The 22,936-nt window shown below is 72.7% G+C and carries 27 protein-coding genes; 13 read left to right on the forward strand and 14 right to left on the reverse strand.

Features of this window, described 5'->3' with window-relative positions; all coding sequences use genetic code 11:
• The first annotated feature begins 13 nt into the window (after nucleotides 1-13).
• From ABD332_RS24485 to ABD332_RS24505, 5 genes are read left to right on the forward strand one after another with little or no spacing between them, the layout of a single operon-like run.
• Complete coding sequence (locus ABD332_RS24485; RefSeq protein WP_344504411.1) at nucleotides 14-988, forward strand: glycosyltransferase family 2 protein; 975 nt, start codon at nucleotides 14-16, stop codon at nucleotides 986-988.
• Nucleotides 985-2,169, forward strand: a complete 1,185-nt coding sequence (locus ABD332_RS24490; RefSeq protein ID WP_344504413.1) for an ATP-grasp domain-containing protein — start codon at nucleotides 985-987, stop codon at nucleotides 2,167-2,169. The genes ABD332_RS24485 and ABD332_RS24490 overlap by 4 nt, the downstream gene beginning before the upstream one ends.
• Nucleotides 2,166-2,831 (forward strand): hypothetical protein, encoded by a 666-nt coding sequence (locus ABD332_RS24495; RefSeq protein WP_344504414.1) that lies wholly within the window; start codon nucleotides 2,166-2,168, stop codon nucleotides 2,829-2,831. The genes ABD332_RS24490 and ABD332_RS24495 overlap by 4 nt, the downstream gene beginning before the upstream one ends.
• Nucleotides 2,828-4,093, forward strand: a complete 1,266-nt coding sequence (locus tag ABD332_RS24500) for a hypothetical protein (RefSeq protein ID WP_344504415.1) — start codon at nucleotides 2,828-2,830, stop codon at nucleotides 4,091-4,093. The genes ABD332_RS24495 and ABD332_RS24500 overlap by 4 nt, the downstream gene beginning before the upstream one ends.
• A gap of 8 nt (nucleotides 4,094-4,101) precedes the next feature.
• Nucleotides 4,102-5,130, forward strand: a complete 1,029-nt coding sequence (locus ABD332_RS24505) for a GNAT family N-acetyltransferase (protein WP_344504416.1) — start codon at nucleotides 4,102-4,104, stop codon at nucleotides 5,128-5,130.
• A gap of 67 nt (nucleotides 5,131-5,197) precedes the next feature.
• Here the strand turns inward: ABD332_RS24505 and ABD332_RS24510 are convergent, their stop codons facing one another.
• Genes ABD332_RS24510 through ABD332_RS24520 form a run of 3 tightly spaced genes read right to left on the reverse strand, consistent with a single transcriptional unit; the run spans nucleotide 5,198 to nucleotide 7,731 of the window.
• On the reverse strand, nucleotides 5,198-5,743 hold the full coding sequence (locus ABD332_RS24510; protein WP_344504417.1) for a GNAT family N-acetyltransferase: 546 nt from the start codon (nucleotides 5,741-5,743) through the stop codon (nucleotides 5,198-5,200).
• A complete protein-coding gene (locus tag ABD332_RS24515; protein WP_344504418.1) occupies nucleotides 5,740-7,020 on the reverse strand; it encodes a phenylacetate--CoA ligase family protein in 1,281 nt (426 codons plus the stop codon). Before ABD332_RS24515 ends, ABD332_RS24510 begins: the two co-directional genes overlap by 4 nt.
• A gap of 36 nt (nucleotides 7,021-7,056) precedes the next feature.
• Nucleotides 7,057-7,731: a DinB family protein gene (locus ABD332_RS24520; RefSeq protein ID WP_344504419.1), complete on the reverse strand. Its 675-nt coding sequence runs from the start codon at nucleotides 7,729-7,731 to the stop codon at nucleotides 7,057-7,059.
• A 127-nt stretch (nucleotides 7,732-7,858) separates the two neighbouring features.
• Here ABD332_RS24520 and ABD332_RS24525 point away from each other — a divergent pair, with 127 nt between their 5' ends.
• Nucleotides 7,859-8,212 carry a histone-like nucleoid-structuring protein Lsr2 gene (locus ABD332_RS24525; protein WP_344504420.1) on the forward strand — a complete coding sequence of 118 codons (354 nt, stop codon included), beginning with the start codon at nucleotides 7,859-7,861 and terminating at the stop codon, nucleotides 8,210-8,212.
• A gap of 97 nt (nucleotides 8,213-8,309) precedes the next feature.
• On the opposite strand, the gene ABD332_RS24530 is transcribed toward ABD332_RS24525, so the two are convergent.
• Nucleotides 8,310-9,554 (reverse strand): multidrug effflux MFS transporter, encoded by a 1,245-nt coding sequence (locus tag ABD332_RS24530; protein WP_344504421.1) that lies wholly within the window; start codon nucleotides 9,552-9,554, stop codon nucleotides 8,310-8,312.
• A 2-nt stretch (nucleotides 9,555-9,556) separates the two neighbouring features.
• Complete coding sequence (locus tag ABD332_RS24535) at nucleotides 9,557-11,470, reverse strand: ABC transporter ATP-binding protein (RefSeq protein ID WP_344504422.1); 1,914 nt, start codon at nucleotides 11,468-11,470, stop codon at nucleotides 9,557-9,559.
• Between the two features lie 79 nt (nucleotides 11,471-11,549).
• Here ABD332_RS24535 and ABD332_RS24540 point away from each other — a divergent pair, with 79 nt between their 5' ends.
• Genes ABD332_RS24540 through ABD332_RS24560 form a run of 5 tightly spaced genes read left to right on the forward strand, consistent with a single transcriptional unit; the run spans nucleotide 11,550 to nucleotide 15,219 of the window.
• A complete protein-coding gene (locus ABD332_RS24540; RefSeq protein ID WP_344504423.1) occupies nucleotides 11,550-12,650 on the forward strand; it encodes a glycosyltransferase in 1,101 nt (366 codons plus the stop codon).
• 42 nt (nucleotides 12,651-12,692) lie between these two features.
• Complete coding sequence (locus ABD332_RS24545) at nucleotides 12,693-13,631, forward strand: TIGR03557 family F420-dependent LLM class oxidoreductase (RefSeq protein ID WP_344504424.1); 939 nt, start codon at nucleotides 12,693-12,695, stop codon at nucleotides 13,629-13,631.
• A gap of 13 nt (nucleotides 13,632-13,644) precedes the next feature.
• Nucleotides 13,645-13,971: a plasmid stabilization protein gene (locus tag ABD332_RS24550; RefSeq protein WP_344504425.1), complete on the forward strand. Its 327-nt coding sequence runs from the start codon at nucleotides 13,645-13,647 to the stop codon at nucleotides 13,969-13,971.
• 4 nt (nucleotides 13,972-13,975) lie between these two features.
• Nucleotides 13,976-14,821 carry a helix-turn-helix domain-containing protein gene (locus tag ABD332_RS24555; protein WP_344504426.1) on the forward strand — a complete coding sequence of 282 codons (846 nt, stop codon included), beginning with the start codon at nucleotides 13,976-13,978 and terminating at the stop codon, nucleotides 14,819-14,821.
• Nucleotides 14,818-15,219 (forward strand): VOC family protein, encoded by a 402-nt coding sequence (locus ABD332_RS24560; protein ID WP_344504427.1) that lies wholly within the window; start codon nucleotides 14,818-14,820, stop codon nucleotides 15,217-15,219. Before ABD332_RS24555 ends, ABD332_RS24560 begins: the two co-directional genes overlap by 4 nt.
• A 41-nt stretch (nucleotides 15,220-15,260) precedes the next feature.
• Here the strand turns inward: ABD332_RS24560 and ABD332_RS24565 are convergent, their stop codons facing one another.
• A complete protein-coding gene (locus ABD332_RS24565) occupies nucleotides 15,261-15,689 on the reverse strand; it encodes an STAS domain-containing protein (protein WP_344504428.1) in 429 nt (142 codons plus the stop codon).
• Between the two features lie 215 nt (nucleotides 15,690-15,904).
• On the opposite strand from ABD332_RS24565, the gene corA reads away from it, so the two are divergent.
• Complete coding sequence (gene corA / locus ABD332_RS24570) at nucleotides 15,905-16,921, forward strand: magnesium/cobalt transporter CorA (protein ID WP_344504429.1); 1,017 nt, start codon at nucleotides 15,905-15,907, stop codon at nucleotides 16,919-16,921.
• A gap of 43 nt (nucleotides 16,922-16,964) precedes the next feature.
• On the opposite strand, the gene ABD332_RS24575 is transcribed toward corA, so the two are convergent.
• The 7 genes from ABD332_RS24575 to ABD332_RS24605 form a co-directional block, all read right to left on the reverse strand.
• Nucleotides 16,965-17,255 carry a peptidoglycan-binding protein gene (locus ABD332_RS24575; protein ID WP_344504430.1) on the reverse strand — a complete coding sequence of 97 codons (291 nt, stop codon included), beginning with the start codon at nucleotides 17,253-17,255 and terminating at the stop codon, nucleotides 16,965-16,967.
• An 81-nt stretch (nucleotides 17,256-17,336) separates the two neighbouring features.
• Nucleotides 17,337-18,080, reverse strand: a complete 744-nt coding sequence (locus ABD332_RS24580) for a DUF5995 family protein (protein WP_344504431.1) — start codon at nucleotides 18,078-18,080, stop codon at nucleotides 17,337-17,339.
• A gap of 2 nt (nucleotides 18,081-18,082) precedes the next feature.
• A complete protein-coding gene (locus tag ABD332_RS24585) occupies nucleotides 18,083-18,763 on the reverse strand; it encodes a hypothetical protein (protein WP_344504432.1) in 681 nt (226 codons plus the stop codon).
• Nucleotides 18,764-18,806: 43 nt separating this feature from the next.
• A complete protein-coding gene (locus ABD332_RS24590; RefSeq protein WP_344504433.1) occupies nucleotides 18,807-19,496 on the reverse strand; it encodes a hypothetical protein in 690 nt (229 codons plus the stop codon).
• A gap of 43 nt (nucleotides 19,497-19,539) precedes the next feature.
• Nucleotides 19,540-19,689, reverse strand: a complete 150-nt coding sequence (locus tag ABD332_RS24595; RefSeq protein WP_344504434.1) for a hypothetical protein — start codon at nucleotides 19,687-19,689, stop codon at nucleotides 19,540-19,542.
• On the reverse strand, nucleotides 19,686-20,087 hold the full coding sequence (locus ABD332_RS24600) for a hypothetical protein (RefSeq protein ID WP_344504435.1): 402 nt from the start codon (nucleotides 20,085-20,087) through the stop codon (nucleotides 19,686-19,688). Before ABD332_RS24600 ends, ABD332_RS24595 begins: the two co-directional genes overlap by 4 nt.
• 43 nt (nucleotides 20,088-20,130) lie before the next feature.
• Entirely contained in the window at nucleotides 20,131-20,901 is a 771-nt protein-coding gene (locus tag ABD332_RS24605) for a hypothetical protein (RefSeq protein WP_344504436.1), read from the reverse strand.
• A gap of 120 nt (nucleotides 20,902-21,021) precedes the next feature.
• Here ABD332_RS24605 and ABD332_RS24610 point away from each other — a divergent pair, with 120 nt between their 5' ends.
• The gene (locus tag ABD332_RS24610; protein WP_344504437.1) at nucleotides 21,022-21,984 is read left to right on the forward strand and encodes an aliphatic sulfonate ABC transporter substrate-binding protein; all 963 of its coding nucleotides are present in this window, start codon (nucleotides 21,022-21,024) and stop codon (nucleotides 21,982-21,984) included.
• 14 nt (nucleotides 21,985-21,998) lie between these two features.
• Here the strand turns inward: ABD332_RS24610 and ABD332_RS24615 are convergent.
• Nucleotides 21,999-22,936, reverse strand: a 938-nt coding sequence (locus ABD332_RS24615) for an RNA-guided endonuclease InsQ/TnpB family protein (protein ID WP_344504438.1), incomplete at its 5' end; no start/stop codon positions are given.

A 22,936-nucleotide genomic window follows, 5' to 3' on the forward strand; every position in this document is an offset into this window, starting at 1 on the left:
ACCCGCCGGTCCCATGCACCCGTTAGGCCTCACCGCCGTCGTGCCCTGCTACGACGAGGCGGACAGCGTCGCGCAGACCCACGCCGAGATCGTGGCCGCGCTCGGCGGCTACGACCTGGAGATCCTCTTCGTCGACGACGGCAGCGGCGACGGCACGCTCGCGGAGATCCAGCGGCTCGCCGCCGCCGACAACCGCGTCCAGTACCTGTCGTTCAGCCGCAACTTCGGCTTCGAGGCGGCGTTCTCGGCCGGGTACAAGTACGCGCGGAAGCCGTGGCTCGTGCACCTCGACGCCGACCTGCAGTTCCCGCCGACCGAGGTGCACCTGCTGGTGGAGCGGGCCCTGGAGGGCTTCGACGCCGTGTTCGGGGTGCGGCGCACCCGGCACGACCCGTGGCACCGCAGGTGGGGTGCCGCCTGCTACCACTGGCTCGGCCGGCGGCTGCGCATCCGTATCCCGCCCGGCGCGACCACGTTCCGGGTGCTGCGCACTGAGCTCGCCCGGCGGGTCGTCGGGCTGCGCCTCGGCACGCCGTACTTCCTGGCCACCGTGCCGCTGCTCACGTCGAGGATCGCGACCGTGCCGGTCGAGCACCGGGAACGCACTCGCGGCACGTCGAAGTTCCGCCTCGGGCGGCTCATCGGGCACGCGCTGGAGCTGTACGTCGCCTTCTCCCGCCGCGCCGTGCACTGGGTCGCGATCGTGCTGCTGCTCGCCGCGCTCGTGACGGCCGGGCTGTCGGCCACCGCGTTCGCCGGCTGGGTCGGCGTCGCGCCCGCGATCGGCGGCGCGCTGCTCGCCGAGTGTGTCGCGCTCGCCGGCGCCGCCGTCATGCTCCGCTACACGGTGCTCGTCGCCGACGCGCAGCCGCGCCCCGCCATGTTCTACATCCGCGAGGCGTCGATCCCGGTCGACGCCGCCGACGAGCTGTTCCCCGGCGCCAGAGCGGTGCCGCACATCCCCGTACAGCGTGGAGACGCCGCATGAAAAGCCTGCTGATCCTGGGCGCCGCCGACGGTGCGATGGCGACCTACCGCACCGCCCGGGCCCTCGGGTTCCGGACGATCGCCGTCGACCTGCGCGACACCGCGCCGGCCGTCGCGCTCGCCGACGAGCTGCTGCCCGTCAGCACCCGCGACGTCGCCGCCCTCAGCGAGATCGTGCGCCGGCGCACCGACGTCGCCGGGATCCTCGCCCCCAGCAGCGACATCGCACTGCCGACGCAGCTCGCGCTCGCCGAACGGTTCGGGCTGCCGTGCGGCCTCACCGAGGAGACCGTCGCGGCGTCGGTGGACAAGCGCCGCTTCCGCGCCGTCTGCGACGAGCTCGGCCTGCCCGGCTACCGCTGGATCGACGGCGCCGACTGGCGCGGCGCGGGCCTCACGTTCCCGCTCGTGGTCAAGCCCGCCGACGCGCAGAGCAGCCGCGGCGTGACCCGCTGCCCGGACGAGTCCACAGTGGACGCCGCGATCGCCGAGGCGGAACGCTTCTCGTACGGCGCCGGGATCGTCATCGAGGAAGAGGTCCAGGGGCAGCACTGCGGCTGCGAATGCGTCATCGACGGCGGACGGGTCGTCTTCATGGCCCTCACCGAACGCCGGCTCACCCCGCCGCCGCAGGCGACCACCACCGCGCACCTGCTGCCCGCCGGCGTCCCCGACGGCACCCACGACGCGATCATCGCCGACGTCGACGCGATCTGCGCCCGGCTCGGCTACCGCCGCGGCCCGCTCAACCTCGACCTCGTCGTCGACGCCGACGGCCGGCCCCGGCTCATCGAGATGGGCGCCCGCACCGGCGGCGACCCCCTCGGCGAGCTCGCCAAGCACTGCTACGGCGTCGACCCGATCGAGGCGTCGATCAGCGTCGCCGTCGGCGCGCCGCTGCCACCGGTCCCGCCCGCCACGGTGCCGCACCCGGTGATGGTGCAGCTGCTGAACGCGGCGGACACCGGTACCCTCGCCGCGATCCACGGCGTCGAGGAGGCGCGCACCTGGCCGGAGGTGCTCAGGATCGCGCTGCTGGCCGAGCCGGGCCGGGCCGTCACCTCCACGATCGACCTCACCAGCAAGCTCGGCTACGCCCTGCTGACCGCCGACACCCCCGAACAGTTGCGCGCCGCCGCCGACCGGCTGCTGTCGACGGTGCGCTTCGAGGTGCGGCCGTGAAGCGCTTCTTCGGCCTCGTCGCCGCCACGCTGGTCTCCGGGGTGCTGCTGGTGGCGCTCGCCCCGGACGGCAAGCAGCTCGACTCGCTGTGGCTGTTCCTGGCGTACCTGCTGCCGTTCGTCCTCGCCACGGAGACCATCGCCGCGCTGGACCCGGTGTGGCTGCGCCGGTGGCGGCTGCCCGAGGTCGTCGGGGTCCTCACGTTCACGGCCGTGTTCTGCGGCTTCGTCCCGCGCATGTTCGACCGGGTCATCGCGGACGACTTCGAGGGCTTCTACTCGCTGGTCCGGGTGCTCGCGCCGCTGCTGATCCTCGCGTTCGGGCTGCACCAGCGACTGGGCGGCTCGGCGGCGGCGACCGTGCGCCGGATCTGCTACGCGAGCATCCTCGTCATGCTGTCAGGGCTGGAGGACCTGTCGTTCTGGCTGTGGCGCGGGCAGCCGGTGCCGCAGCGGTGGGACTGGGCCGACCACATGACGGTCCGGCTCGGCCACGTCGCGAGTCGTACGGAGGCGTACGTCTTCATCGCCGCCCACCTCGTCGCCGCCGTCGCGGTGCTGTGCTGGCCGTCCCCGCCGCGCCTGGTGGGCCCGCCCGCGGGTGCCGGGCCGGCCCGCCGTGACACCGCCCGCGGCGGTGACTTCCTCGCCGACCGCTCATGACCCTGCTCGCACCGGAGGCCGAGCCGCGCACCACCGCCCCGGGCGGCGGGATGATGCTGGCGCTGTTCGCCGGCCGCGGCGCGTTCCGGGCGACCAGCCAGCTCGCGCCGCTGGTGCTCGCCGTGCCGTGGGGCGCGGCCCGCTTCGCCGACTACGCCGGCGCCGTCGGCGTGTCGGCGTGGACGGTGTTCGTCGCCTCCAGCGGCGAGAAGGCCGCCCTCAAACTGGTGCCCCGTACCCGCCGCCTCGGCGGGTACATCGCCCGGGTCGTGCTGCGGGTCGCCGCGGTGCCGGTCACGGTGGCGGCGGTCGCGTTCGCCGCCGCGTTCCTGTCGGGGCGCGACCAGCTGCGGGTGGTCGCCGCCGCGCTGCTGTGGTCCGCCGCGCTCGGCCTGCTGCAGCTCGCCGTCGGCCTGCACCGGGTCCGCGGCCACCCCCGCACCGACGCGGTCACGTTCGCCGCGATGACCGGCGCGCTGCTGACCCTGTCCGCCGTCACGTTCCACTTCGCGTGGCCGCCGCTGTGGCAGCTCACCATGCTGGCGGCGGCGGCCCTCACCGCCTCCGCGGTCCTGCTGTGGCGCCTACCGTCCGGCTGGTCGGTGGCGGGCCGTGGCGCCCGGGGTGTCGGGACCTCCGTGCGCCGCCGCCGGGTCGCCTGGCTGGTGCTGCGGACCTGCGTCCTGCTCGGCCTGCCCGAGCTGATCGCCAGCCTGAGCCTCGCCGTGTGCTACCTGATCCTGCGCATCGCCGGCCACGGCACCGAGAGCGGCCCCTTCTACGTCGCCGTGACCGCGTCGGGCTTCTGTTCGGCGGCGCTCACGTACCTGCTGCGCCTGCGCCAACCGGTGACGTCGCTGCGGTTGCGCGGCCCCGCGGGCCGGGCGGGACGGGCGAAGGCGCGGCGGATCCTGCGGTTCGCGGTGCTGCTCTGCCTGCCGGGCGTGCCGCTGGTCGCGTTCCTGGCGCCGGGCACGCTGCTGCTCACCCTGCTGACCTGCCTGGAGACGCCGCTCTTCGCGCTCGTCGCCTACGCCGGCTACCTGGTGGAGAACACCGACGGCCGCTCGCCCCGCCTCACCGCGGCCGCCGCGGCCGTGGGGCTGGTCGTCGTCACGGTTTCGGCGGCGGTACTGGTCCCGCACGCCGCCTCGTCCGGCGCGATGGCGGCGCTGCTGCTGTCCGCCGGAGCGAGCGCCCTGAGTCTCGACGCCGGCCTCAGTGGAAGGTGGCGTCGCACAGTTCCACACGGGGGATCATGATGGTAGATGTGACAGCTGTCAGGGAGGGTCTGACGGTCGGACTGCACGACCCGGTAACCGACCCGGAGCCGGCCGACTGGGAGGCCCTGCGCGCCCGCGCCGGCCTGCGCGCCAACTGGGCCTGGCCGGTCATGCGGGCCGGGGTGCTCTCCGGCGCCGACCCGGTGCTGCTCGCGGTCCTGTCCGATGTGGAGGGTCCGGTGGGCCTGGTCGCCGCGTCGGTGGTGGCGCCGCGCCGCAGTGCCGCCGGAGCCTCCGCACCCGGGTTTCCCCGGGTTGGGTATCTGCACGTGCAGGCGCCGCAGAGCAGTGCCGTGCCGGGATTCTGGTTCGCGTCGCCCGCGGTGCAGGAGCGGGCGTCGCTGGTGCGCGCGTTCCGCCGCGCGGCCCGGCGGACCCTCGGGCCGGGCGTCCGGGGGGCGCTGTGGCGGCAGCTCGGCGAGGGCGACGACGCGTGGCTGCCGTGGCCGCGGTACACCAGAGACACCGAACCACTCGCTGTGCTGGACGCACCGGAGTCGGTCGACGCGTGGCTGGCCGGCCTGGGCCAGAAGCGCCGGGCGAGCGTGCGCCGCACCCAGCGGCTCGTCGCCGCCGACCCGGACCTTCAGGTGCGCACGGGCAGGGTCGGCGAGGTCGTCACCCCGGCGGAGCTCGCCCACCTGACCCGGCTCAACTTCGCCAAGCACGCGGCCGGCAGCGTCGAGCTGCGCAGTGGCCCCCGCTCGGAGGTGTGGCAGGCGTCGGTGGCCGGCCGTGCCGACGTGTGTATCGTGGCGTACCGCGACGCCGCCGGCCGGCTCCTCGGCGCCGCGACGATCCTGGACGACCCGGTCTGGCCGGTCTGGCTGTCGTGGGGTGCGCTGCCCGTGGAGGACGGCGGCCGGCGGCACCTGTACTTCGACCTGTTCCGCCGCCTCGTGGAGCGCGTCGTCGACCGCGGGGCGCGCGGCATGATCCTGGGTAAGGGCATGTCCGAGCTGAAGTCCGACCTCGGCGCACACCTCGTCCCCCAGCACGGTGCCGTGACGGCCTGATCCCCACCTCGCCCGGCGCGGACCGGCTGGGTGGTGCGCGCCGGGCGAAGGTGGTGGGGGTTGAGCGTCACGCCGGGCTGAGTGCGTGGGTGGCCTGGTAGAGCAGGTCGGGGCCGTCCTCGCCGCCGTGGTCCAGGTGTGGGGCGCGGTGCAGGCCGATGCGGGTGGCGACGCGCTGGGACGCCACGTTGGCCGGGCGGACGCGGGCCACCAAGGGGAGGTCCGGGCGGTGCTGGGCGGCCCAGGCGACGGCGGCCGCCGCGGCCTCGGTGGCGTAGCCCTGGTGCCATGCGGTGGGTGCGAGGCGGTAGAACAGGTTCAGCGCCGGTTCGCCCCGCAGTGGCATGAACTTGAGGCCGCAGAAGCCGACCAGTGCCGGGGGTGCGGCGGCCGGCGCGGTCAGCACGGTCCAGTAGCCGAAACCGTGGCGGTCCCAGTGGGTCGTCCAGTGGTGCAGGCGTTCGAGCGCCTCGGAGCGGGTCCGCAGCCGGTCGCCCGGGTTGTGCAGGCAGGCGAGCGGGTCGCGGTGGACGTCGAGGATGGCGTCGACGTCACCGACCGCGGGGCGGCGCAGCAGGAGGCGCCCCGTCAGGATGTCGCCGGCGGGGGTCACCGCTGGAACTCTGAGACGACGAAGCGGCCCTTGCCGCCGGCGGTGAGCTCCAGCGCGTCGGCGTGGCGGACGTCGAGGTCGAAGGGGCGGCCGGCGGTGGTGTGCAGCCAGGCGCGGGCCTCGCGGGCGAGGTCGTCGAAGCCGCGGTCGGCGCGGCCGTCGGGGACGAGGAAGATGGTGATGTTGCCGGCGGAGTCCTGGCGGACCATGCACTCGGCGACGCCGGGGGTGCTGATGGCCATGCCGATGAAGGTGCCGGCGTAGATGCGCTCGCCGTCGGGGAGGACGACGTAGTCGTCGGCGCGGCCCTTGGCCAGGTGCAGGCGGGCGAAGGTCCTGCCGCACGCGCAGTGGCCGGTGTGGCGGGTGGCGCGGTCGCCGAGCCAGTACCGCAGCAGCGGCATCGCGCGCTCGCGCCAGCCGGTGACGACCACGTGGCCTTCGGTGCCGTCGGGGACGGGGTGGCCGTCGGGGTCGACGATCTCGACGTGGACGCGGTCCTCGGCGACGTGGAGCTGGCCTTCGGCGCAGTCGTACGCGATGTGCATGAGCTCGTAGGCGGAGTACTCGTTGAAGATCGGCACGCCGAAGCCCTCGGTGAGCTGGTGGCGGACCTCGGGGGTCAGCAGCTCCGACTCGGTGAAGACGGCGCGCAGCGTGCGGCGCAGCGTCGTGAGCTCGGCGGGGCGCATGCCGCGCAGCAGGTCGCGGAGCAGCACCGGATATCCGATGACCGCGTGCGGGCGCTCGCGCAGCAGGTGCTCGACCCTGGTGCGGACGGGCAGCGCGCTGAGTACGACGGCGCGGCGGAAGATGCCGAGTTTCTGGTACCACGCGGTGTCGAGCGGGAACGGCTTGAAGTGCACCAGGCGCGACCAGGGCCGGTAGCGCCCGCCGGCGGCGGCGAAGCGGCGGATGTTGCAGGCGCGGTCGTGGGCGTAGTTGGCGGGGTCGTGCCACGCCTCGAGGATCTGCCCGCTGGTGCCGCTGGTGGTGTAGACGGTGACGGCGTCGCGGGTGTAGGCCGGGTCGCGGAACCGGTCCTCACCGAGCGCGAGCACGTCGGCCTTGCGGAGCATGGGCAGGCGCGCGAAGTCGGCGAAGTCGTGTGGGGTTCCGATGTCGTACCGGTCGCCGCCGTAGGCCGGGACGCGGGCGCGCGCGTGGTCGAGCGCGTCCCGCAGCCCGGCCAGGGTCAACCGGTCGAGCGTGCCCCGGTCATGGTGCTGCGCGCGCAGCACGGACCGAACGGAAAGAAGGCCATCGATCGTCGACATGCCCGGAAGTCTTCCAGACCGGGCCCTGGATCGATGTCACGAACTCGTCGCGGCGAGCCGGTCGGTGCGTTGTGCCGCGCCGGTCGCCCGGAACAGGTCCCGCAGCACTCCGATCTCGCCGCCGTGGTGCATCGTCTCGCGGTTGACGTGCGCGATCAGGGCCGCCATCGGGTCCGCGGAGAAATAGGCGCCCTTCGGTCCCAATGGCGCGCTCAGTGCGGCCTCGTCGAGTGCGGAAACGTGCCCGTGCCACTCGCGGTAACTGGCGTCCAGGAACGCGACGGCATCCTCCGCGGTGTGCGGCAGATCCGCCGGCACGTGCCGCGGGTCGAACATGTCGGCACCCTCGCCGGCACTTCCGTCGCCGAAGAACGTGCTGCTCCGGATCACGAAACAACCGACGGCGATGTGCATCATGCGCCATGCGATGGTCGTGACCGGCGCCGGGTCCGCGTCGCGGCTGCCGGGCTCGACGCGGTAATTCCCGTCGGCGTCCGGGCGGACCGACAGGCAGCCCGCCACCGGTTCCCAGAAATATTCCTCGTCGGTGAGGCCGTCCAGCCTGGGTCGCAGATGCGCGTCCCAGTAGAACGCCAACTGGCCCGTGAGCAGGTCGCCCCAATCGGGTGTGGAAGTGTTCGTCATGGGTAGAGTCTCGCCGATGCCGGGATCGGGCGCAGCGACCCACCCGGGTCGTAATTGGACCGACACGATCGGTGATCGTGCCTATTTGAAACCGAGCGGACTTCAAATCCGCAGAATGGGCGATACTATTTTCTGCGATGGCAGCCGTTCGGTCGCCGCCGTCACCCGTTTCCGTTGCCGAGGAGGCGCCGTCATGGCCAAGCGCGTCATTCAAGAACTGATCGACGACTTGGACGGCAAGCCGGCCGACGAGAGCGTGCAGTTCGGCCTCGACGGCGTGCAGTATGCGATCGACCTGTCGAAGAAGAACGCCGAGAAACTGCGCGCCGCGTTGAAGCCCTACATTTCCGCTGGCACGAAGGTCGGGCGTGGCGGGGCGCCCGCGGCCCGGTCCGGTTCGGGCCGCGGGCGGGGTGCCAGCCGGGGTGACCGCGACCAGAACCGGGCCATCCGCGAGTGGGCGCTGGGCGCCGGCTACCAGGTCTCCGACCGGGGCCGGATCAAGCAGGAGATCGTCGACCAGTACCACGCCGCCGCCGGCCGCTGACCACCATCGTCGCCGGCCGCTGCCACGAGCCGTGCATGATCGAACAACGGATCCGGCCGTCATCACGACCGGATCCGTCATTCGATCAACGGCGTGGTCAGTGGGCGGCGGCCAGGGCCGGCTCCGTGGCGTCGTCCGCGGTCACCGGCAGGGAGCCGGGGCGGACGACCAGCAACAGCGTCACGGTCGCGGTGAGCATGCCGCCGGCGATCACCACCGCCATCGCCGTCGCGCCGGTGCCGAGCACGCCGACCAGCGGGGCCGCGACCGCGCCGACCCCGAACTGGACCGCCCCGAGCAGCGCCGCCGCCGTCCCCGCCGCCTCGCCGTGGCGGGACATGGCGAGCGCCGGGGCGTTGGGCAGGGCCAGGCCCGCCGCGGTGAGGACCGCCCACAGCGCCGCCAGCAGGGCGGGCAGCCCGCCGAGGCCGGTGGCGGCCAGCAGGACCATGACCGCTCCGGCGAGCGTGCCACCCGCCAGGGCCGACACGAGGATGCGCTGCGGCGAGTACCGGCGCAACAGCCGCACGTTGTACTGCGTGCCGCCGATCAGTCCGACGGCGCCGGCGCCGAAGGCCAGCCCGAACTGCGCTTCGCTCAGTCCGTACACCTGCTGCAGGACGAACGAGGAGCCGCCGACGTAGGCGAAGAGCGCCGCCATCGCGAAGCCCGCCACGAGCACCAGGCCGACGAAGATCCGGTCGCGCAGCAGGGAGCCGTAGACGCGCAGGACGCCGGTGACGCGGCCGGAGCGGCGGCGGGCCGGCGGGAGGGTCTCGGGTAGGGCGAGCGCCGCCAGGGTGCTGAGCAGGACCCCGAACACGGCGAGCACCACGAAGACCCCGCGCCACTCGGTCCAGCGCAGCACGGCGCTGCCGAGGGTGGGCGCGAGGATCGGGGCGGCACCCATGACCAGCATCAGCCTGGAGAACAGGCGGGCGAACGCGGCGCCGCTGAACAGGTCGCGCACGATCGCCATCGCGACGACCGACGACGCGGCGACGCCGAGGCCCTGCAGCACCCGCAGGCCGCCGAGGACGCCGACGTTGGGGGCGAACACACAGGCGACCGACGTGAGCACGTGCAGGACGAGCCCGGCGAGCAGCGGCAGCCGGCGGCCGACCGCGTCGGACCAGGGGCCGATGGCGAGCTGGCCGAGCGCCAGGCCCGCGAGGGTGCCGGTGAGGGTGAGCTGCACCGCCGTCGAGGTGGTGTGCAGATCGCCGGTGATGCTCGGCAGCGCCGGCAGGTACATGTCGATGGTCAGCGGGCCGATCGCGATGAGCGAGCCGAGGACGAGCACAAGTCTGAGTTCATGAGCGGCAGCTCGGGCGGGGTTCACGGTCACATCTTGTGGTCAAGCGTTTGGACAGACGTTTCATTCCCTTGATACGCGGTCGCCTGCAGGGCGTACAGCTGGGCGTAGAGGCCGCCGGTGGCGGTCAGCTCGGTGTGCGTGCCCTCCTCGACCAGGGCGCCGTGGTCGAGGACGAAGATCCGGTCGACCTCCCGGACGCTCGCCATGCGGTGCGTGATCAGCACCACGGTCCGCCCGGCGGCGAGCTCCCGCAGCCGGCCGTAGACGGCGTGCTCGGCGCGGGCGTCGAGGTTCGCGGTCGGCTCGTCGCAGATCAGCAGCGGCGCGTCGCGGAAGAACGCGCGGGCGATCGCGAGGCGCTGCCACTGGCCGCCGGACAGCTCCGCACCGTCGTTGAAGTGCCTGGACAGCAGCGTCTGGTACTGGCGGGGCAGCTCCACGATGAAGTCGTGGGCGTCGCCGCGGCCGGCGGCGGCCTCGATCTCGGCCTGGGTCGTGACCCGGTCGTGCCGGCCGGCCGTGATGTTCTCCGCCGCGGACAGCGGCCAGTTGGTCGGGTCCTGCATGACGACCGCGACGTGCTCCCGGACGCTGTCGGGGTCGCGCCCGGCCAGGTCGGCGCCGTCCCACGCGATGACGCCGCTGTCCGGCCGGTACAGCGCGGCGAGCAGCTTCGCGAGGGTGGACTTGCCGGACCCGTTCTCGCCGACGAGCGCGATCGTCTGCCCGCGGCGGATGGTCAGGCTCACGCCGGACACCGCGGGCCGCTGCGCGCCGGGGTAGGTGAAGGTGACGCCGTCCAGGGTCAGCGTCTCGAAGCCGGCCGGCGCGGGCGGCAGGTCGAGGGGCTCGGAGCGGGCGGTGGCGAGCGCGCGGAAGGACTCGTAGTCGCCGAAGTAGAGGCCCTGCTCGTAGAGGTGGTTCACCGCGAACGCGACCTGGGTGAGCGCGTTGATGCCGGTGCTGATCGCGTACGCCGCGGCGCCGCCGACGGCGATGTCCATCCGGCCGGTCAGCAGCAGCCCGAGGAGGGCGGCGTACGCGGCGCCGGTAGCGAGCGCGCCGAGCGCGTGACCGATGAGGTTGGTGCGGACCTGCGCGGACGACACCTTGATCTGTTCGCGGGTCACCGCGTCGAGGAGGCGCCGGACCTCGGCCAGCAGGTACCGCTGCAGGGTGAACGCGCGCAGCTCGCCGGCCTGGTCCCGCTCGGCGAGCAGCTCCGACAGCATCCACTTGCGCCGCCACACGGCGATGAGGCGCAGCTGCTGGCGGTACCCGAGGCGGGCGGAGCGCACGGCGGCCCAGAAGTTCGGCACGACGGCGAGCACCAGCAGCGGCAGCAGGATCGGGTGGAGCACGGCGAGGACCCCGGCGGCCGCGGCGAGCGACACGACGTTGGTGCCGAGCTCGATGGCGTGGTCGACGACCCGTTGCGCGGCGTCGATGCCGCGGTCGCGGGCCCGCTGCATCCGGTCGCGCCAGTCCGCGTCGTCGAACGTCGCCAGGTCGACCCGGGTGGTCAGCTCCAGCAGCCGCAGCTCGGCCGCCTCGTACACCTGCGGCGACAGCCTGCCCTGTGCCGCGGTCGCCGCCGCGGCCAGCAGCGTGCGGGCGGCGCCGGCGGCGACCATGACCAGCAGCGACGGCACGGCGGCGCGGATCCGGTCGGGGGTGGGGCCCTCGCGCAGCAGCCCGTCGAGGACGCCGACGACGTTGACGAGGCCGACGCCGGAGGCGACCCCGGCGGCGAGGTTGCCCACCACGACGACGGCGGTGGTGCGCCGGTCGGTCCGCCACGCCAGGCGCCACGCCTGCAGCAGCAGCCCCGGCAGTCGGCGCACCATCCGGCCGAACGACGCCGACGCCGCCTCGGCGGTGGCCGTCAACCAGTAGGGGACCGCGAGATCGTCCGCCGGGTCGGCACTTTCGATCGCCATCCATCTATGGTGCCTCGCGCAGGTAAACGCTCAGGTCGGCCGGACGGCCGCCGATCGGGCGGAGGTGAACCTTGCCGCGGTGCTGATCGTGCGTGACTCGGCCGCCATGCTGGACCGGTGCCTGACGTCGCTGCGTGGGGTCGTCGACCTCATCCACGTGCACGACACCGGCTCGAAGGACGACACCCCGGCCATCGCGGCCGCGCTCGACGCCGTCGTCAGCCACGGCACCTGGACCGGCGACTTCGCCGCCGCCCGCAACACCGCGCTCGCCGAGGCGGCCGCCGCCCGCGGCGCCCCGTGGACGCCGGCGGACTGGGTGCTCAGCATCGACGCCGACGACCGGGCCGTCGCCGTGCCCGGCAAGCTCCGCGAGGTCCTGGCCGCGACGACCGCCGACGCGCTGCTGGTCGACATCGACAACGCCCACGACGAGCTGCCCTACACGTTCCGCACCGCCCGGCTCTTCCGCCCGGCGCAGCTGCGGTGGCAGGGGCGGGTGCACGAGCACCTGGTCCGCATCGCCGGCGGCGCCGCGCCGGACGTGTTCGTCGACCGCGGGCACGGCACCGGCGTCGGCACCGGGCACCTGCAGGCGACGGGCACTGTGCAGGGGATCGGGATCGCGGAGTGGCCGTCGGCGCCACGCGATGCGATCCGCCTGGAGCATCAGGGGTACGCGGACCCGGACGAACGGCGCAGCAAGGCCGAACGCAACGTCGAGCTGGCCCAGGCGATGCTGGACGGGATCGCCGACGGCTCCGCGGACGGCGCCCGGGACCCGGTGCGGGTCGCGGACATCCTGCTGGACCTGGGGCGCAGCCTCGTCGGGGCGGGCCGCACACAGGACGCCGTCGACGCGTTCGAGACGCTGCGGGAGCTGGCGCCCGGCACCCGGCAGTGGGTCCTCGGCACCGACGCGCTCGCCCGGCTGCTGCTCGGCGCCGGCATGGATGAGGCGGTGCTGGTGCTGACCGCGCAGCTGCGCGGCGCCGGCGTCGCCCGCGACTACTGCGACTGGCTCGACGCGCAGGCCCTGGCCCAGCTCGGCGACGTCGCCGAGGCGTGGCGGCTGCTGCAGCCGGTGCAGCGGGTCGTGGACCCCGCCGGCCGGGTCTACCCGCCGGAGCACCTGGCGGAGCTCAAGCGCCTGGTGGACCGGCTGCACGCCATGTCCTGACGCTCGTGCGTCGATCGTGGCGGGCTGGGTATGGGTGAGGGCATGCGAGTCGGCTACTTCCTGTCCTGCGAGGAGTACACCCCGGCGCAGCTGGTCGAGCAGGCGAAGCTCGCCCAGGACGCCGGCTTCACCGGGCTGTGGATCTCCGACCACTACCATCCGTGGAACGACGCGCAGGGGCAGAGCCCGTTCGTCTGGTCGGTGATCGGCGCCCTGAGCCAGGTCGTCACGATCCCGGTCACGACGGCGGTCACCTGCCCGATCATGCGCATCCACCCGGCGGTCGTCGCGCAGGCCGCGGCGACGAGCGCGGTCCTGCACGAGGGCCGGTTCGTCCTCGGCGTCGGCACCGGCGAGGCGCTCAACGAGCACATCCACGGCGACGCGTGGCCGGGCGCGGCCGAGCGCCTGGAGATGCTCGACGAGGCCGTCGCCGTGATGCGGGAGCTGTGGGAGGGCGGGTTCGTCAGCCACCGCGGCACCCACTACACCGTCGAGCAGGCCCAGGTGTACACGCGCCCGGAGACCCCGCCGAAGGTGTACATGTCGGCGTTCGGGCCGAAGGCCCTGGAGCTCGCCGGGCGGATCGCGGACGGGTTCATGTCCGTGGCGCCCGTCGCGGAGCACGTCGAGGCGTTCCGCAGGGGCGGCGGCGGGGACAAGCCGGTGCAGGGCGGCTTCAAGGCCTGCTACGCGCCGAGCGAGGACGCCGCGGTGCGGATCGCGCATGAACTGTGGGCCAACGCGAGCGTCCCCGGCGAGCTGTCGCAGGTGCTGCCGTCGCCGAAGCACTTCGAGCAGGCATCGCAGCTGGTCACGCCGGACATGACCCGCGAGGCGATCGCCTGCGGGCCGGACCCGGCGAAGCAGGCGGCGCAGCTCAAGCAGTACGAGGACGCCGGCTTCGACGAGGTGTACGTGGCGAACGTCGGACCGCACTACGCCGAGCTCATCGACCTGTACAAGCGCGAATTCCTGTGATTGGGGGACCGTCATGCCGCAGCAGGTGTGGAGCGCCAAGCGGGAACGGCAGTACGGACACGTCAAGCGTCAGCAGCTGGCCCAGGGCCGCTCCGAGGAGGTCGCCGAGGAGATCGCGGCCCGTGTGGTGAACAAGGAACGGGCCCGCGCCGGCGAGTCGCGCACGGCGAGCCGCACGTCGACGCAGGACATGTCGTCGGCACAGCGCGGCGCGCTGCGCGCCCGGACCACCGGCCCCGCCGGCCGCACCCGGGACCAGCTCTACGAGGAGGCCAGGCGCAAGAACGTCAAGGGCCGCTCCCGGATGACGAAGGCGGAGCTGGAGAAGGCGCTACGGTGACGGGGTGCTGTCGGAGTACGTGCGCCGCCCCGCCGGGCCGCGGGTGCGACCGTTCGCGACCTGGTACAGCGGCTATCGCGAGACCGGGGCCGCGCCCGCCGTGCACCGGGGGCTGCCGTCACCGACCCTGACGCTCATCGTCACCCTCGACGACCCGCTGCAGGTCGCGGCGCACCCCTCGGCGCAGACCCCGCCGGGGGTGTACGACACGCTGCTCGGCGGGCTGCACACGACGCCGGCGACGATCGTGCACGACGGCCGGCAGTCCGGCATCCAGATCGGCCTGTCGCCGCTCGGCACCCGCGCCCTGCTCGGCCTGCCCGCCGGTGAGCTCGCGTCCCTGGACGTCGTCGCCACGGACGTCTTCGGCCCGTTCATCGACCTGCTGCGCGACCGGGTGCGTGCGGTGGACACCTGGGCCGAGCGGTTCCAGATCGTCGACGAGATGCTGGCGACGAGACTCACCGACCCGGTGCTGCCCGCGCCGGAGGTCGTGCACGCATGGCGGCTGCTGCGCGGCGGCACCGTCACCGCCGCGGCGGTGGCCCGGGAGGTCGGGTGGAGCGGGCGGTACCTCAGCAGACGGTTCAACGAGGAGATCGGCCTGGCACCGAAGGCGGCGGCCAGGGTCGCCCGCTTCGACGCCGCCCGCCGCCGCATGCAGGAGGGCGCGGACTCCCTCGCCGCGGTCGCGGCCGGCTGCGGGTACTACGACCAGGCGCACCTGACCCGGGAGTTCAGCGCCCTGGCCGGGCTGCCGCCGGCGCGGTGGCTCGCCGAGGAGCGGCTACCACCGTTCCGAAACGTCCAAGACCCGGACGTGCCGTGGTCGGCAGACTGGGCCGCATGACAACGACACCAGCACCGCAGGTGTGGCCGACCCTGCGCGCCACCGACGCCCGCGCCCTCATCCGGTTCCTCGTCGACGCCTTCGGCTTCCGGGAGGTCGTGGTGCACGGCGACGGCGACCGCGTCGACCACGCCCAGCTCGCCTGGCCGCCGGGTGGCGGCATCATGCTCGGCAGCGTCCGCGACGCCGACGGCGACAGGTGGCCGCTGCGGCCCGGCACGTTCGGCGCCTACGTGGTCACCGACGACCCCGACGCCCTCTACAAGCGCGCGGTCGACGCCGGCGCCGAGGTCGTCATGGAGCTCACCGACACCGACTACGGCTCCCGCGACTTCATCGTCCGCGACCCCGAGGGCAACCGCTGGTCGTTCGGCACCTACCGCGGCGAGCCCAGCTGAGCCGCATTTTCGATCGCGGTTTTTGTCGCTGCCGTGGTGCGTCAGGCGCTGCGGCGGCGGTCCGAGTTCATCGGCCACGGGGTGGCGGTCGCCTGGGCGGCGGCGTCCGCGTCGGTGACCAGGCCGCGCGGGTCGGCGGCGAGAGCGCTTTCCAGCGTCCGGTACGTCTGGATCGTGGACAGCGTCCCGCCTTCACGCAGCGTGTGGACGACCACCGGCGCCGGCATCGCCAGGACCAGCGATCCGCCCTGCTCAAGGGCGATACCCGCGGTGACGCGCAGCATCATCACGCCGGTGCAGTCGATGGCGGTGACCTGCGCCAGGTCGATCACGATCCTGGGCTCGGGGCGCAGCAGCAGCTGGGAGAGTGCGGTCTCCAGCTGCATTGCGCTGGCCGCGACCAGCGCGCCGTGACACGTCAGCACCGTCGCGGCAGCGAGTCGGTCCACCGCGAAGGTGAGAGCTGCCATGCTGCCGACGATACGGTCCGCCGTGACGGTCCGTGAACCTCTGTCCAGGTGGAGGGACCACCCGACTGGCCGGTGACTGGACAGCCGGACGTCGCTTCGGGTGATCCGAGCAGCGGCCGGTCATTGGTCGGGCGGGTGTTCATGGACGAACCGGGGTGGGTACGCAACCAGTAGCCCCCGCGAACCGTCACGCCCGGACGAAAGGTGCTTCTGCGGTGAAACTGGACACTCGGCCGGCGGTCGTGGACTGCGCGCTGTACGTCGGCGGCGTCCGGCAGCCTGACGAGCTGCCGCTCGCCGAACTGTACGAGCGGGCCTGCGACCGACCGGACGCGTTCGTCTGGATCGGTCTGCACGAACCGGATCCGGACCAGTTCGCCGAGGCCGAGAAGGTGTTCGGGCTGCACCCCCTGGCCGTCGAGGACGCGCTGAACCCGATGCCGCAGCGGCCGAAGGTCGAGCGGTACGAGGACGTGACGTTCTTCGTCGCCCGGACCGCCCGGTACGTGCCGCACGAGGAGCTGACCGAGACCAGCGAGGTGATCGACACGGGGTCCGTCAGGGTGTTCCTCGGCCGCCAGTTCGTGGTCACGGTGCGTCACGGCGAGGCCGGTGAGCTGCGCGCCGCCAGGCACGACCTGGAGGCCAACCCGGCCCAGCTGGCCGCGGGTCCGTGGGCGGTGCTGCACGCGATCCTCGACCGGATCGTCGACGCCTACCTGGCCATCGTCACCGCCATCGACAGCGACGTGCAGGCCCTGGAGATGGCCGTGTTCCGCCGGGACAGCGGCATCAGCATCGAACGCGTCTACCAGCTGAAACGGGAGCTGATGGAGTTCCGCACGGCGGCGGTCCCGCTGCAGCGGCCGCTGGTGACGCTGCTGGACAAGCAGACGTTCGCCCTGGCCAAGGAGATCCGCCGGTACTTCCGCGACGTCAACGACCACCAGACCCGGGTCGTGGAGCAGATCGTCAACTACGACGACATCCTCAACTCGATCCTGCAGGCCCGCCTGGCGCAGGTCACCATCGACCAGAACGACGACATGCGCAAGATCGCGTCGTGGGCGGCGCTCGCCGCGCTGCAGACCGCGATCGCCGGCATCTACGGGATGAACTTCGTCTTCATGCCGGAGCTGCACTGGCACTACGGCTACTTCTTCGCCCTGGCGCTGATGTTCGGCAGCGGGCTGCTGCTCTACCGGGCGCTGCGCCGCAACGGCTGGCTGTGACGCCGTCCGGCTGCGGGTTCGTCTGGCTGCGGCTTCGGCTTGCTTACGCGGCCAGGCCGAGGGAGCGCATGTGGCGGGTCTCGCGGGCGGCCCGGGTCAGCGCCTGCACGGTCCGCGGACCGGCGACGCCGTCGATGGTGAGCCCGGCCCTGGCCTGGAACCGGCACAGCGTGAGCGGCACGTCGGACACGGGGGAGCGCGGGTGCAGCAGGCCGATCTCGGCGAGGAGGTCACGGACCTCGCGCGGGTCGGCGGGCGGCGCGGCGGCCTCAGGAGCGCTGACGGCACCGGCGAGCGCGGCGCCGACGGCCTGCAGGGTGCGGCGGACTGTCATGCCCTCAAGTGTGGTGCGCCGGCCCGCCTGCCGCGTCAGGGCTTTCGGCCACTCCGACCCTGAGTTTGCCCTGAGGCGCACCTAAGCACCTGGAATGACGACGCCGAATCCGGTGCGGGCGAGGCGCAGCAGGACCTGCCCCGGCGCGGTGAGCGTGGCCAGCTTCGCCGCCGAGGCGTCTTCGAGTTGGCGGATGCGGGTGTCGTACGACTCCCGCCCCTGCCTCCTGGCGGCGTCGAGCACGGCGGTGTTGCGCCACACCTTGGCCCGAGCCTCGGTGAGCAGCCGGCGGGTCGCGGCCCGGTTCGCCGGCGCCAGCACCCGGTCCAGCAGGCTCGGCCTGGCGGCGGCGCGACCCTCCACCTCCTCGGCCCCGACCCGTGCGAGCAGCACCGTGTCGACGTGCGTGTGGTCGCGTTCCCGGGCGGCCCGCAGCTCGCCGTCGTCGAACTCGGCCGGCCCGATCACCGCGATCAGCGACTGCGGCAGGTCGTAGTTGATGTGCGCGTTCATGCCGAGCAACACGTGCTGCAGCGCCGGCAGCCCCGGCCGCTCCCGCGCCGTGTCGAACGCGATCCGCCACGGCCGCGACACCTCCTCGCCCGCGAGGTCCGCGTCGAGCGCGTCCAGGTACAGCTCGGCGAACGCGACGTCCCACCGGTTCAGCCACGCCGCGTCGAGGAACCCGCCCCGCTCGATCTCCGCCGCGACCGCGTGCGTGGTCCGCAGGTACGTCCCGTGGAAGTGCCGCCGCGCGTCGGCGGGTGCGAGCCGGGCGAGCCCGTCCTCCATCCGCCGGATGACCCCAGCGACCGCGTCGTCCATGCTCACCTCGCCCGGAGCTGTTCGTATCCTGCAGCGGTCCCGATCGCCTGCCGGGCGGCCGGGTTGCCGATGTAGTGGTTGACCGCACCGGCCAGGAACTCGGGCCGGACCCAGGTGTCGTTGGGCGTGTGCGTCGGCTGGCCGTACCGTGCCGCCTCGACCGTTTCCCAGGGCAGCTCGCGGACACCGAAGAGGGAGGTGACCCGCAGTCCTTCGGGCCGCAGTTCGATCCGCCCGGAGCGGCGGGCGAGCCGGGCGACCCGCACCAGGAACAGGACCGCCATGAGCGGAATGCCGACCCGCGGGACCACGAGGTCGATGTAGTTACCGGGCTCCTGCCACCCGTATGTGCAAACCAGGCCGGTCGCGTGGGAGAGCGTGGTCGTGGCGTTGACCGCCTGCCACTTCGTGGCCACCGGTGCCACGAAGGCACCGCCGTCGACCTCGAACGCGGCCGGGCGCCGTTGCGGCTGCAGCCGCCACCCGATGACCAGCATGGCGAAGACGAACACGGTCGGCGGCAGGAAGAAGACGCCGGTGCCGAGCACCATGTCGTGGAGGAGGGTCTCGTGCCAGCGCACGGCCGCCGCGATCCAGGCCACCGCCAGCGCGGCTGCCACCCAGACGGCGACCATGGCACCCCGAATGGACCGCAGCGCGACGGGTGCGCTCGGTGAGGTCACGACCGCAGTGTGCGGCAACCGCGCCAGCATCGACAAGCGTTCGTCAGCCGCACAGGACGCGGCGCAGGTCCTCATACCCCTCGGCGGTGCCGATGGTCTCCCGCGCGTCGGGATCGGCCAGGTAGTGGTTGATCGCGGCGATCAGGAACTCGCGGCGGACCCATGCCTCGTCTGCCGGCCAGGTATTCGGCTTCGCCGCCAGTTGCTCCCAGGACACGTCGCGGTCGGCGAAGAGGGACCTGACGCGCAGGCCCGCGGGGCGCAGCTCGATCCGCCCGGACTGCCGGGCCAGCGCGGCGACCTTCACCAGGAAGCCGGCCACCAGGCACGCGAGGATGACACGGTGGAACCGCACCGAGATGGGCGACCACCAGTCGTCGGGCATCGGCTGCAGGTGCAGCGTCGCGCTCGCGGTCGCCAGGGTGAGCACCGTCGCCGCGCTCGCCGCCGCCACCCTGGTGGCCGCCGGTGCGACGAATGCGCCGCCGGCGACTTCGAACGAGGCCGGCCGCTGCCGAGCTCTCAGGATCCCCTCGACGATCAGCGCGCCGATGACGAGCGCCAGTGGCGGCAAGAGGAAGGCGGCGTATCCGGCCACGCCGTTCTCGTGCCAGGCGTTGTGCCAGCGCCGGGCGGCGGAGTACCACACCAGTACCGACGCCGACAGCACCACAAGGGCGACCGCCGCGGACCGGAGAGGGCGCGGGGTGACGGATGCCGTCGGTGAGGTCACGGTCGCAGTGTGCGGCAATCGCGCAAGCATCGACAAGCGTTCGTCAACCGCACAAGGCGCGGCGCAGGTGCTCATACCCCTGGGCGGTGCCGATGTTCTGCCGCGCGGCGGGATCGGTCAGGTAGTGGTTGATCGCGTCGGCCAGGAACTCGCGCAGGACCCAGGCATCGGCCGTGGGCAGGGACGCCTTCACCGCGCGGTGACGGTGCACCAGCCGGCGACGAAGCTGCCCGGCATGTTCTCCGGTCCGTCGACCAGCAGCATGCCCGCGCCGATGGTGCTGCCGGCGAGCGCCGCGACCGCGGCCGCCGCCGACAGGCGGTCGGCCGGAGGGGCGATGAAGGCGCCGTCGCGGACCTCGAAGGCCACCGGGCCGCGGCGCCGGTGACACGACGCGAGATAGGCGAACGCGACGATGGCGAACAGTAGCGGCGGAAGTGCCAGGGCGTCATCCCGCGCCGGCTCGCTCCAGCCGCCACCCAAGAGGAGAACGACAGTGAGCCAGGCCAGCACCAGCGTCACCGCCGCCACCAGGACGGCGGTGCCCGCGCGCCGGGGGTGGCCGACGGCGGGTGCGGTCAGCGAGGCCACGGTCGCAGTGTGCGGCAACCGTGCGAGCATCGACAAGCGTTCGTCAGGCGCGCAGGACGCGGCGCAGGTGGACGTACCCCTCGGCGGTGCCGATGCTGACCCGGGCGGCGGGGACGGCCAGGTAGTAGTTGATCGCGTCGGTCAGGAACTCGCGCCGGACCCAGGCGTCGGAGACGGGCAGGAAGGCCTTCACCGCGCCGTGGCGGGCGAGGCCGGTGGCGCGCACCAGGTCCGGCCGGCCGATGCGCAGCCTCGGCTCCGTGAGCCCGGTCCGTGACGGGCCACCCGACACCGCTTCCCACGGGATCTCGCGGCTGCCGTAGGCGTACGTGATCAGCAGCCCTTCCGGGCGTAGCAGCATCCGGCCGGTGCCGCGGGCGCGCATGAGGAGGCGCAGCACGAAGGTCGCCGCCGTGAGCGCGATGCTGATGTACCAGACGGCGACGAGCCCGCCGAGCGTGTCCTCCGACCGGTGGAACAGCAGCATCCCGGCGACGACGGTGGAGCCGGAGAGCACGGACGTCGCGAACGCCGCCGACAGCTGGTCGGCCGGCGGGACGACGAAGGCCCCGTCGCGGACCTCGAAGGCCACCGGACGGGAGCGCGCGAGACTCCACGTGAGGTAGCCGAGCGTGAAGATGGTGAAGAACCCCGGCGGCAGCATCAATGCCCCGGCCCGCACCGAGAGGCTCCAACCGTCGCCCCAGATGAGGGCGGCGGTGAGCCAGGCCAGCACCAGCGCAACCGCCACGGCGAGCGGGACGGTGCCCGCGCGCCAGGGCCGGGCGATGGCGGGTGAGGTCAGCGAGGTCACGGTCGCAGTGTGCGGCACCTCAGCGCCGCCGGCAATCAATCCCTAGTCAACCGGTAGGTGTTGTGGGTATAGTGCCGCTCGAATGTTGCTGTACACGTCTGTCAATGAGGAGTGTCATCGATGCGTCGGCTCTCGGTCGTTCTGGCCGGTGTCATGGTCCTGCTCGGCACCACCCTGACCGGGTGTGCCGCGGACAAGGAGCCGGCCGCCGCGCAGCCGGGTGCGGCTGAGGAGCCGTTGCGCGTCGGGTACCAGCGCTTCGGCGGGCTCAGCCTGGTCAAGGCGCGCAAGGCGGAAGCCGCCGGGACGACCTGGTCGCTGTTCGAGAGCGGGCCGGCGCTCACCGAGGGCATCAAGGCCGGCGCGATCGACATCGGCCAGGTGGGTGAGGCGCCGCCGATCTTCGCGGCGGCTGGCAAGATCGACTTCAGGATCATCGGTACCTCGAAGCCGGTGCCGAAGGGCGAAGCCGTCCTCGTCAAGGCCGCGAAGGGGTACGCCTCCTTCAAGGACCTCAAGGGCAAGAAGGTCGCGCTCAACAAGGGGTCCAACGTCAACTGGCTGCTCGTGCGCCTCCTCGAGGCCAACGGCATGACCATCAAGGACATCGACGTGCACTACCTCAAGCCCGCCGACGCCCGGCCCGCGTTCGACAACGACCAGGTCGACGCGTGGATCATCTGGGACCCGTACTTCTCCCTCGCCGAAACGCCGGGCGTGAAGGTGCTCGCCGACGCGACCGGCCTGGCCAACAACCGCGAGTACATCCTCGTGTCGCCGCAGGCGCTGAAGTCGAAGCCCGGGAAGATCCGCGAGTTCCTCAAGACCTACCGCGAGGTCACCGACTGGGGCATCGGCAACCCCGACGAGCGGGTCAAGATCCTCGCACCCGAGCTGAACATCCCCGAGGACGTCGCCCGCCGCGCTCTGGACCGCAGCGCCCAGCCGCTCGCCGCGATCGACGCGGCCATCGGCACCGAGTTGCAGGAGATCGCCGACGGGTTCACCGAGCTGCAGCTCATCCCCGGCAAGGTCGACATCAAGGGCCGCATCGACGAGCAGTTCTCGGACATCCTGCGTTGACAGTCCTCCCCGCCCTAAAGGGCGGGGATTCCCTGGGTCACCCCAGGGGGTTCCTGCTTCACCGGCGACTGCCTCGTCCGAGAGGACTCTCGTTGAGGTCTTACACCGCCTCCACAGGCGATCACGGAGAGCCCCTCCGCGAGGATGTTGCGGGCCGCGTTGACGTCGCGGTCGTGGGTGTGCGCGCACCGGCAGGTCCACGACCGCACGTGCAGCGGCATCCGCTCAGCGAGTGCACCACAGGTCGAGCACAGTTTGGACGACGGGAACCAGCGGTCCACGGCGACCAGGGTGCGGCCGTACCATTCGGCCTTGTATTCGAGCATGGTGCGGAACTGCCGCCAGGCCGCGTCGGAGACAGCGCGGGCGAGGCTGTGGTTTCGGATCATGTTGCGGACGGTCAGGTCCTCGATCACGATCGTTTGGTTTTCACGAACGAGTCGAGTGGTCAGTTTGTGCAGGTGGTCACGCCTGCGGTCGGTGATCCGGGCGTGGACGCGGGCGACCTTCAGCCGTGCCTTGGCCCGGTTCGCGGAGCCCTTCTCCTTGCGGGCGAGGTTGCGTTGGGCTCGGGCGAGCGCGGCCCGGTCGCGGCGCTCATGCCCGGGGTTGGTGACCTTCTCCCCGGTGGACAGGCAGAGCAGGCTGTTCAGTCCGGCGTCGACACCGACCGCACCCGTGGCCGGGACTGGCTCGACCCGGTCGTCGCAGAGCAGCGACACGAACCAGCGGCCAGCGGTGTCCTGGGACACGGTCACCGTGGACGGCGAAGCTCCCTCAGGCAGCGGCCGGGACCATACGATGTCCAGGGGTTCGGTCATCTTCGCCAGGGTGAGCCGGCCGTCGCGCCAGCGGAACGCGCTGGTCGTGTACTCCGCCGAGCGGCGCGACCGCTTCTTGGACTTGAACGTCGGATACTTGGCACGCTTCGCCCAGAAGTTCGTGAACGCCG

Source organism: Dactylosporangium maewongense (assembly GCF_039531485.1).
In the GTDB taxonomy this organism is placed as follows: domain Bacteria; phylum Actinomycetota; class Actinomycetes; order Mycobacteriales; family Micromonosporaceae; genus Dactylosporangium; species Dactylosporangium maewongense.

Bases quoted from the DNA above. Each gene is read 5' to 3' on its own strand.
- ABD332_RS24485 (WP_344504411.1), top strand. From the start codon at position 14: ATGCACCCGTTAGGCCTCACCGCCGTCGTGCCCTGCTACGACGAGGCG.
- ABD332_RS24490 (WP_344504413.1), top strand. From the start codon at position 985: ATGAAAAGCCTGCTGATCCTGGGCGCCGCCGACGGTGCGATGGCGACC.
- ABD332_RS24500 (WP_344504415.1), top strand. From the start codon at position 2,828: ATGACCCTGCTCGCACCGGAGGCCGAGCCGCGCACCACCGCCCCGGGC.
- ABD332_RS24515 (WP_344504418.1), bottom strand. From the start codon at position 7,020: ATGTCGACGATCGATGGCCTTCTTTCCGTTCGGTCCGTGCTGCGCGCG.
- ABD332_RS24525 (WP_344504420.1), top strand. From the start codon at position 7,859: ATGGCCAAGCGCGTCATTCAAGAACTGATCGACGACTTGGACGGCAAG.
- ABD332_RS24535 (WP_344504422.1), bottom strand. From the start codon at position 11,470: ATGGCGATCGAAAGTGCCGACCCGGCGGACGATCTCGCGGTCCCCTAC.
- ABD332_RS24545 (WP_344504424.1), top strand. From the start codon at position 12,693: ATGCGAGTCGGCTACTTCCTGTCCTGCGAGGAGTACACCCCGGCGCAG.
- ABD332_RS24550 (WP_344504425.1), top strand. From the start codon at position 13,645: ATGCCGCAGCAGGTGTGGAGCGCCAAGCGGGAACGGCAGTACGGACAC.
- ABD332_RS24560 (WP_344504427.1), top strand. From the start codon at position 14,818: ATGACAACGACACCAGCACCGCAGGTGTGGCCGACCCTGCGCGCCACC.
- ABD332_RS24565 (WP_344504428.1), bottom strand. From the start codon at position 15,689: ATGGCAGCTCTCACCTTCGCGGTGGACCGACTCGCTGCCGCGACGGTG.
- ABD332_RS24575 (WP_344504430.1), bottom strand. From the start codon at position 17,255: ATGACAGTCCGCCGCACCCTGCAGGCCGTCGGCGCCGCGCTCGCCGGT.
- ABD332_RS24580 (WP_344504431.1), bottom strand. From the start codon at position 18,080: ATGGACGACGCGGTCGCTGGGGTCATCCGGCGGATGGAGGACGGGCTC.
- ABD332_RS24610 (WP_344504437.1), top strand. From the start codon at position 21,022: ATGCGTCGGCTCTCGGTCGTTCTGGCCGGTGTCATGGTCCTGCTCGGC.